Source organism: Alicyclobacillus pomorum DSM 14955 (genome assembly GCF_000472905.1).
Lineage (GTDB): Bacteria > Bacillota > Bacilli > Alicyclobacillales > Alicyclobacillaceae > Alicyclobacillus_A > Alicyclobacillus_A pomorum.
In genome coordinates this window covers 1-8,473 of record NZ_AXAR01000030.1, presented here as the reverse complement: position 1 = coordinate 8,473, position 8,473 = coordinate 1, and the positions used below count along the sequence as shown (strand labels likewise).

Here is an 8,473-nt window from a genome sequence, read left to right as displayed (position 1 = left end):
ATTGCAGCCTGGCTGATGTTCGGATTGATTTTCCTCTGGACACCGCCGCACTTCTGGTCGCTGGCGTTGTTGAAGGACGAAGATTATCGTCGGGCAGGCATCCCGATGATGCCTGTTGTACGTGGAGCCAGAAGTACCAAAGTGCAGTCCGTGTGGTACGCGGCCATCTTGTGGCTGGCCGGGATTGCGTTGTACTTTACGGGATTTTTCCACTGGATTTACTTCGTTTGCGCGATGTTGATAGGGGCTGCGTTCTTTGCGGTGACGGTCAAGATGCTGCGCGAGCCGGACAGCGAGAACGTCTGGGTGCGGTGGACGTTCCTGGCGTCACTCCTATACTTGCCGGTGATGTTTGCAGCGATAGTGGCGGGTGCCGTTCTCTAAGGCGCCCATACCCACAAGGAGGTGAAGAGGATGTCCCGCGCTTCTTCCGTGGCGAAAAAGGGAAAAGTATATTGGCTCTCTGTGGTGACGCTCGTCTCGTTGTTCTGCGTGAACACCCTGGGGTTTATTGATACGCGCACAAACTCTTCGGAGGGGCTGGGCCGCAGCTGGCCGTTTAGTTCCACCGGCATTTTGCCTGCGCATTGGCAACAAGCTGCCGCGATTGAATTTACGCACCGGGCCATTGTCTTCGTGTTCATGGTATCGTTGGTCACCTTGTCTGTCTGGGCTTGGCGACGCTACGGTGCGTGGATTGAGGTCAAGGTCCTGATCTCCATTGCGGTGCTATTTATGGTGGTGGAAGCCACGTTCGGGGCGATGGCGGTGCTGTTTGTGAATCCGCCAGTGGTAACGGCCATCCACATGGGCAACGCGCTCCTGTCCTTCGGTGCTGTGCTCACGTTGTCGCAAATCATAGGACAGATTGACCTGGCAGGCGGACCTTCTCAACGGATGCCGCTTCGCGGCGTGTTGCCGGACACGTCGTTTACCAAATGGGCTTGGTTCACGCTGCCTTACCTGCTGTTTGCCATTTACTTTGGGTCGTTTGTAGCAAGTCGCGGGGTAGGCGGCAGCTTTCAGGGTTGGCCGTTCCCTACCGAGACGTATCAGCAGGCTGGAACGGCGTTCATCATTGACGTTGTCCACCGCTCTCTGGCGCTCGGGCTGATTGTGTTGTTGGTATTGCTGACCGTCAAGTCGTACCGGATGAGGGCGCAGGTACCGAGACTGTTTAAGCAGTGTCGCACGGCACTGATCCTAGGCTGCTTGCAGGCTGTCAGTGGCGCCTTGCTCATTTACACGGAACTGAGTCTGACGGCGTTCCTGATTCACGTCTCCATTGCGACGTTTCTCTTTGGCACACTTTGTTCTCTATGCGTGCGGTCGTTACCCGAGCCGCAGCGCCAAGCACATCGTGGGCGTGTGGGTAAGAGGAAGCGCGCCATGAGTTTGTGAAATCACACCTGTACAAATGACGCCTGACATAGGGTGCGACGTTGATGGCCGCGGCGTTTAGTCCCATGTCACTTGTGATGGGGGCGGAAGCCATGCGAGCAACGCTCGCTATCGGAGGAGTACTGGCGGCGCTTGGCGCGGTCACGTTTATGGCGCAGTGGCTGCTGGCGAAACCTCGACACTAAGCATTGGCTGTCTAAATGTGATGCACTCGCCACCAAGCCGTGCATGCTCTTAGTCAATGATCACGATCCAAAGCCTTTATACTATCAACTGCCGCGGAGTATCTCGGGGCTTTCGAATGGAACTACGTGGAAGAGGGGCCGGAGCGATGGCGGGTGGAAATCACCAAGACTTCAGCCAGTTGAGCCGAATGGAATTCAATCCATGAGGGGAAGCTAATGCCCATATTCATTCCTCGTTGGAGAGTGGTTGACAGTGGAAACTCTAACTCTGTCGGTAAAAGACTTCAATGTGAACGCGGTCATGAGAGCGTTGCAACGGTCACGCGGTGTACAGGACGTGGATGTGGATCTCGTCGAAAATATCGCCACCGTCACATTTGATGAAACGGAAGTGACCTCGGAAACACTTCGGCGTGTGGTGGCAGGAACAAAGCACGAGTCGAACTGACCATCACGGCGCCGAACCATGAGATGGTCAAGTCTATTCCAAGAACGAAATGCGGCGTAGTCTAGTGTTCAACAGGCTCAACGTCTGTCCATGCGGACATGCTCTTGTATACTCGGTCTACCTGTAAGGAATGGGTTTTGCATGGTTGTCCATTTCAAGGTATACTCTCTTGAGAGAATGGTATATCTGCGCTGAGTTCCTTATGGGAAGCGGGGGAACCACTCTATCGGGGCGAATCTGGCCATTTTGTGCCGGTAGGGCATCACGTCGTGTCCGAGTCCGTCAGCTCACTTCGTAAGCGCGTTTAGAGACCTACGGTATGGGTGTATCTTTTGTATTTTAGTTCACAATGTCTATCAATGCCGCCCAATGCGGATGGCTATTATACAAAACAACACTAGGAAACATTTATATATAGAGAGAATCCTGTTTTCCAATGTGGCAAACAGGTAAAAAGGTCCATAGACGGTTATGTTGGCGGATGGTACGGGCGTGCCTGGGCTCTTCCCCACGTTCTCGAGGCTGAGTCATCAGCGCAGGGATGAAGGGAGACCTGAACATCGTGCACCTTGTAGTAGACTTAGGCAGCTCAACGTTTCGAGCAGGCGTGTCCGGACGAGAGGACTTTATCAGTGAACCTTGTGTCATTGCCTACGATGTAAGTGGAGAAGCCATCATTGGCACTGAGGCTGCGAAAATGATAGGCCGGAATCCGGATCTGGTCAAAATTACCACACCGGTTCAATGGGGGGCCGTGAACGATTTCAGCGCGGTGGTGGACATTATCCGACACGTCGCGAAAACATGTCTGCCCGGTCGCCTTCGGCGTAAGTTCACGCTCACTATGGCAATTCCTTCGGGGCTCACACAGGTAGAACGTAAAGCTATGGTCGAAGCTGGAAAAACCGCTGGGGCAAAAGAGGTAACGCTCGTCAACTCGGGTGTTGCTGCAGCGTTGGGAGCGGGCCTTCCCATTCAAGATCCCGTCGGTTGCCTCGTCGTGAATTTAGGCGCGGGTGTCACTGAAGCAGCCATCTTGTCGATGAGAGGAATTGTGGACAGTCGGAGCCTCAATGTCGGTGGACGTTCCATTGACCACGCCATCATTGAGACACTGAAGAAGGACTACTCGTTCCTCATCGGACAATTGTCTGCTGAACAGCTCAAACGACGTTGTGATGCGGCGGACGGGACGGAAACCTTAGAAGTCAAGGGACGAAATCTCAGCACCGGATTGCCGGATAGTTTACAGGTTCCATGCGCTCTGATACAAGGTCAATGGGAAAACTACTGTAATACCATTGTCGACCTCATCGTACAAACGCTCGCGTCATGTCCGCCGGAGTTGGTCGGCGATATTATGGACAGAGGGATTGTACTCGTCGGAGGCGGTGCCCAGTCCAAGGGCTTAGTGAACCTGTTGATGGAGCGCACCGACGTTCCCATGATTGTAGCTGACGATCCGGAAAACTGCGTCATCCGCGGACTTCTCAAGGACGCCAAGGACACCAGAAGCGCTGTATTAGCGAACTTCTTCTCGAATCTGTCTCATCCACAGCTACCAATTTCATCGAAGAAGTAACAGATGTTCAGTCTATGTTCACAAGCTTTTTGCTAGAATAATGGGGCTAGTAAAAGGCTAGGAGGAGACACGTGAAAGCGAAAGTTGTTGGTATTGGAATTGTGGTTTTGGTGATTGTTGTGGGTTTGGTACAGCTATTGCGCCCGTTGCCGAACCCACAACTGACGTTGCAAGGAGCAGCGGAAAGTGTCGTGCCGGGGAAGGCACAGTTTTCTTTTCCTGGTGAAGGCCAATCCGCTGTCGCAGTAACGGGTGTAGGCCTGATGGGGGCCACTGCGAATCAGACACCGGTGCCCATCGCAAGTCTCACCAAGATGATGACCGCTTATGTGGTGTTGAAACATCATCCATTGTTAGAGGGCGAAGATGGCCCTACGCTTACCATGACGGCGGAAGACGAAGCGTTGTATAAGAAAGATAAAGCGGCTGGGGATTCAGTCGTGAAGGTGGTGGCTGGTGACAAGTGGACTGAGCGGCAAATGCTCGAAGGCTTGATGTTGCCGAGCGGCGACAACATGGCGATGACGCTGGCCAAGTGGACGGCCGGGAGCGAAAGTGCCTTTATCAAGGAAATGAATGATACCGCCAAGCAACTTGGCATGAATAACACGACGTATGCTGACGTATCTGGTGTCAATCCAGCGTCGAGGAGCACAGCCGTGGATCAATTGAAAATTGCCGACGCGGCAATGCAGATTCCGGCGTTTCGCGATATCGTCAAAGAAGCACAGGCAACGCTCCCGGGGGCAGGTACGGTTTATAACGTCGACTACTTTGTAGGAAAGAACGGAATCGTCGGTGTCAAAACAGGGAGCACATCCCAGGCTGGCGGTTGCTTTGTGTCTGCGATGTATCACAACGTCGGCGGCAAGCAGGTGCTGATGCTGGGTGCCGTCTTGGGGCAACATGGCGGACAACCGCTGATGTCGGCGCTCAAAGCAAACTTGACGCTGCTTCAAGAGGCTGGAAAGTATATTACGACCAGTTCCATTTCCAAGGGCACCACGGTGGGGTCTGCAAGTGTGCCTTGGCAATCTCCAGTTCCGCTCCAAACGTCCGAAGACGCTACATACATCGCGTTTCCGGGTATGACCGTAACCAGGAAGTTGGTTGGAAACAACTTGCAAGTCACGGCAGGCGAACAAAAAATCACAGTTCCGCTGACGCAAGCGGAGCAACTGAAGAAGCCGTCGTTGAAATGGCGCTTGATGCGACTGTCATAAAATCCGTTGGGCAACGTTCCTTCGTGGAGGCGTTGCCCAATGTTGTTTTTCGTATTCATCTCGATTGTGTCGGTATGCAACGTGAGATGTTTTGTTGATTTTTTATGGGCAAATGCATGTCATCTAGGCTGGTGAATAGTGCTTTTACAAGCCCTTGCTGAGAATGCCATGCTGATCTGCAACGACCAAATATTCATAATCAATATCGTTTAATATGATATACTGAAACACATCAATATTTTGGCCGTTCGGAAGGAGGAATGTAGGTACCGGCCCTTAGATTGATCTATATCAACCTAAGGAGGTAAGTGAATGCCGCAATGCGCTGTCGTTTCGAAAACTGTATCTTCGCATTATTCGGGTCGTAATAGGATAACCTTGGTCCGCAGCTTGGGTATAGGTGCTCTCCTTGCTATCGCGGTTTCAAGCATATCTCAAACTACCTCTGTGTTTATTAACTTTGGCCCGGTGCTTCATGGAGTCGGTACGGGAATCGTTCTGGCATTTTTAATTGGCGGTGTGAGCGCCATCTTAAACAGCTTGATCTATGCTGAGCTGTCGAATGCCATTCCCGTCTCTGGCGGTGCTTACGCCATAGCACTGCGCGTATTTGGAAGACCGATCGGGCTTGTCACCGCGTTTTTGTGCCTATTGATCGGATTGGGCTCTGCACCTTCCCTTATCCTCGGTATCGCTGGATACTTGCAATCGTTCTTTCCGGGCGTAAATGAGCAGGTATATACTGTTGCCGTGGCGCTTTTGGCAACCATGATGGCTTTGATGCGAATCCATTCAGCATCCTGGTTGACAGCCGCTATGGTGATCATCGAATTCCTGATCATCCTCGGGATTACGCTCATTAGCTTTTTCCACTTCGTTCACCCCATGTCATTTGTGCTCCATCGCTACGCCATAACTTCCAGCGGCATCGGTCATTCCTTGGGTAGTACCATCCTATTTTCCATGATTGGAGTCACTCTGTTTTCGTTCTCCGGCTATGAGATGTCTCAAAACTTTGCGGAGAAAACCATGAATGTACGCCGCGTATTGGTAAAAACGATTCTTGTCTCGGCCATCATCGCGGTCGTCGTGGAGACAGCGGCTGTACTCGGACTGCTATTGGCCGCAGAAAATATCGGCAGCGTGTATTCGGCTGAGGTGTCTTCCACTGCCTTTGTGCAGTCTATCCATATGCGCGACGATTGTCTTCGTTGGTGTACTCGTCGCGACTTTTGACTGTACGGTTGCGGTGATCATGAGCTACATCAGGGTGTTTTACAATGCCGCTAGGGACGGGATGTTCACACCGTCGTTCTCCAACTGGCTGGCGAATTTGTCTGTTTTTTACTCTGTTTTATTTCGATTCTAAGGAGGAATGTTTAGAATACATGGAATATACAAACGTCAGTTCAGGATATTACCGACGCTTGCGTGACTATTTCCCAGCTCACGAGATGAAGGATCGCAAACAACTTGAGGCATTGATCGCAAACGTCCCAGAGTACAAGATATGGGAAACCGATGATTTTTTGGTCCTATATGGGGAGTTTGAGTCGTTTCTTTTCATCGATTATCTACTTGTGACGGGCCAAAAACGTGGCAGAGGTTTAGGTTCAGAAATCCTCCGCAAACTCAAACGCAAAAGAAAGCCGATTCTATTAGAAGTCGAGCCTGCGTCTGCAAACGACCTGGACAGCCAACGTCGACGCCGCTTCTATGCCCGAAATGGATTCGTTCCATTAGATGCGATTACTTACAAACGCAAGGACGAAGCTGGTCGATATTTTGTTATGGATGTCTTCTGTTGGTCCCCGTCAGGTCAGATAAACGATGAACACGCTCTTGTCATGATGAAAACTGCTTGCCGCAAAGTTCACAATTACAAAGCAAAGGAAATCTACGGCCGCCTGCCGGCGGATCCAGACAAAGTCTTAACGCTCAATTAAGACAGTGCTGAGTCAGAGTAAGCCGCTAACCGCTATCAGAATCATGGCATAGCGGCTTGCTTTTTCTTAAACCATCAACTTGTGCAAGAATTCAACGGTATTGCGCTTAATAATCGTGGTTCTGAACGAACTGATAAACCTGACATTCCGTATTCGATACCGATTTTGTCCCAGGACGCCGTAGAACTTCTACGCTATCTTGGCATTGATCGAGCTCATATCATAGGGATCTCCTTGGGGGGATGTGTCGCCACAAAGCTGACACTAAAACATCCCGATATGGTTGAAAGTCTAATCTTGGTTTCAACGTACGTACATAGGATCGAGCCGATTTTATCGAGCCGTAGGCTGAGTAAATTCCTCCGGCTTTTCTTGATAGGGAAACGACTTCATGGTGCCCTTCGACAACACGATGCACCGCGCGACCATGATGCAATCGAAAGTTTGCACGAAATAGATGTACCCACTCTCATTGTGCATAGGAGAAGGATAAGTTCGCTCCAAATAGATTTGCAGATTGATTTCAGTCGCCGGGGGGGACACGTTCTTGCTTTACGAGCGATGGGGCTCGTTGATATCGTTTCAAGCTATTTACCGAAACAAGCTTAGCAGGATAATCTGTAAATTATTCAGAATTAGTAGGTATTTTAGCTGGTTTAGCAGGGGGACTGACGGTGGAAAAATCGGAAATCACCTATAGCGTAAAACAAGTCGCTCAACAAATTGGCGTTAAACCTGTAACCCTACGTGCATGGTGTCAAGCATTAGAACAAGCTGGATACAAAATCATGAGAGATGAACAAGGAAATCGACTGTATACGGAACGAGATATTTCTGCGTTAAGACAGCTTTCCGAGTATGTGAACAAAAACATTGAATGGGATCAGGCTACAAAACTCATCATCGATGAATTTAGCGAGCAATTACTATCTGTTGCGAACACCCAGGAACCCCAGAATCCGGAAACTAATAAGTTCGTTAGGACCATTCAAGAAATGAATGAAACTTTGCAGCAAATGCGTGAAGCAATGCAACGGCAACATGATGTTAATCAAGCGATTATTAATCGCCTGGATGAACGGGACCGATACATCGAGGATTTGGATAGGATCATTCAAGAAATGAATAAAACTTTGCAGCAAATGCGTGAAGCAATGCAACAGCAGCGCGAGTTTAATCAAGAGCTTATCAAGATCGTGGATGAAACGGATCGATACATCGAGGACTCTGTGAAACACCGGGACGAACAGATGATGACAGCCCTTCGACAGATAGAAGAGACCACGCGGCCAGAGATCGCAACTGCGAGAGGACAACAAGAAGAGCAACAGCCCTGGTGGAAACTCTTGTTGAGAAAATAGCATTACTCCCACAGAGTGAACAACACTTTGACAGGCAGAACGATGGAATGTGGCGATCAAGTCCATATTTGTGTGTACTTTCCCTCTTCGGTAGTGCGCTCAAGCGAGTTGCTTAACGACGGAAGCCTTGGACGCACGCCACACCCAGTACTCCTGCATGTCTAGGTAGCGGTGTCCCGTCGCCCACTTTTCATCCATCTCCATCAGTAAAGCTCCCAACAGACGCAACACCGACGCACGGTTTGGGAAGATGCGAATGACGCGCTCCCGGCGTCGAATCTCCTCATTGAGTCGCTCCACACTATTGGTTGTCCGGAGCCGTCTGCG

At 50.6% G+C, this 8,473-nt stretch carries 11 protein-coding genes and 1 riboswitch; of the genes, 10 read left to right on the top strand and 1 reads right to left on the bottom strand.

Features of this window, described 5'->3' with window-relative positions; translation table 11 throughout:
• The 10 genes from YWK_RS0117375 to YWK_RS0117335 form a co-directional block, all read left to right on the top strand.
• Positions 1-384, top strand: a 384-nt coding sequence (locus YWK_RS0117375; protein WP_026965771.1) for a UbiA family prenyltransferase, incomplete at its 5' end; no start/stop codon positions are given.
• 30 nt (positions 385-414) lie between these two features.
• Entirely contained in the window at positions 415-1,401 is a 987-nt protein-coding gene (locus tag YWK_RS0117370) for a COX15/CtaA family protein (RefSeq protein WP_026965770.1), read from the top strand.
• Positions 1,402-1,445: 44 nt separating this feature from the next.
• Complete coding sequence (locus YWK_RS22040; protein ID WP_156909205.1) at positions 1,446-1,586, top strand: hypothetical protein; 141 nt, start codon at positions 1,446-1,448, stop codon at positions 1,584-1,586.
• Positions 1,587-1,839: 253 nt separating this feature from the next.
• Entirely contained in the window at positions 1,840-2,034 is a 195-nt protein-coding gene (locus tag YWK_RS0117360) for a heavy-metal-associated domain-containing protein (RefSeq protein WP_026965769.1), read from the top strand.
• 179 nt (positions 2,035-2,213) lie between these two features.
• Positions 2,214-2,349: riboswitch (cyclic di-AMP (ydaO/yuaA leader) on the top strand.
• A 247-nt stretch (positions 2,350-2,596) separates the two neighbouring features.
• The gene (locus YWK_RS0117355; protein ID WP_035467435.1) at positions 2,597-3,616 is read left to right on the top strand and encodes a rod shape-determining protein; all 1,020 of its coding nucleotides are present in this window, start codon (positions 2,597-2,599) and stop codon (positions 3,614-3,616) included.
• 71 nt (positions 3,617-3,687) lie between these two features.
• A complete protein-coding gene (locus YWK_RS0117350; protein WP_026965767.1) occupies positions 3,688-4,839 on the top strand; it encodes a D-alanyl-D-alanine carboxypeptidase family protein in 1,152 nt (383 codons plus the stop codon).
• Between the two features lie 312 nt (positions 4,840-5,151).
• Positions 5,152-6,075 carry an APC family permease gene (locus YWK_RS0117345; protein WP_026965766.1) on the top strand — a complete coding sequence of 308 codons (924 nt, stop codon included), beginning with the start codon at positions 5,152-5,154 and terminating at the stop codon, positions 6,073-6,075.
• A 152-nt stretch (positions 6,076-6,227) separates the two neighbouring features.
• Entirely contained in the window at positions 6,228-6,785 is a 558-nt protein-coding gene (locus tag YWK_RS0117340) for an N-acetyltransferase (RefSeq protein WP_026965765.1), read from the top strand.
• A gap of 48 nt (positions 6,786-6,833) precedes the next feature.
• Positions 6,834-7,394 (top strand): alpha/beta fold hydrolase, encoded by a 561-nt coding sequence (locus YWK_RS22970; protein ID WP_084453840.1) that lies wholly within the window; start codon positions 6,834-6,836, stop codon positions 7,392-7,394.
• Between the two features lie 65 nt (positions 7,395-7,459).
• Positions 7,460-8,146, top strand: a complete 687-nt coding sequence (locus YWK_RS0117335; protein WP_026965764.1) for a MerR family transcriptional regulator — start codon at positions 7,460-7,462, stop codon at positions 8,144-8,146.
• Between the two features lie 99 nt (positions 8,147-8,245).
• Here YWK_RS0117335 and YWK_RS20610 read toward each other — a convergent pair.
• Positions 8,246-8,473: transposase (locus YWK_RS20610; protein WP_035467433.1), on the bottom strand; the 228-nt coding region annotated here is incomplete at its 5' end.

Bases quoted from the DNA above. Each gene is read 5' to 3' on its own strand.
- YWK_RS0117370 (WP_026965770.1), top strand. From the start codon at position 415: ATGTCCCGCGCTTCTTCCGTGGCGAAAAAGGGAAAAGTATATTGGCTC.
- YWK_RS22040 (WP_156909205.1), top strand. From the start codon at position 1,446: ATGGCCGCGGCGTTTAGTCCCATGTCACTTGTGATGGGGGCGGAAGCC.
- YWK_RS0117345 (WP_026965766.1), top strand. From the start codon at position 5,152: ATGCCGCAATGCGCTGTCGTTTCGAAAACTGTATCTTCGCATTATTCG.
- YWK_RS0117340 (WP_026965765.1), top strand. From the start codon at position 6,228: ATGGAATATACAAACGTCAGTTCAGGATATTACCGACGCTTGCGTGAC.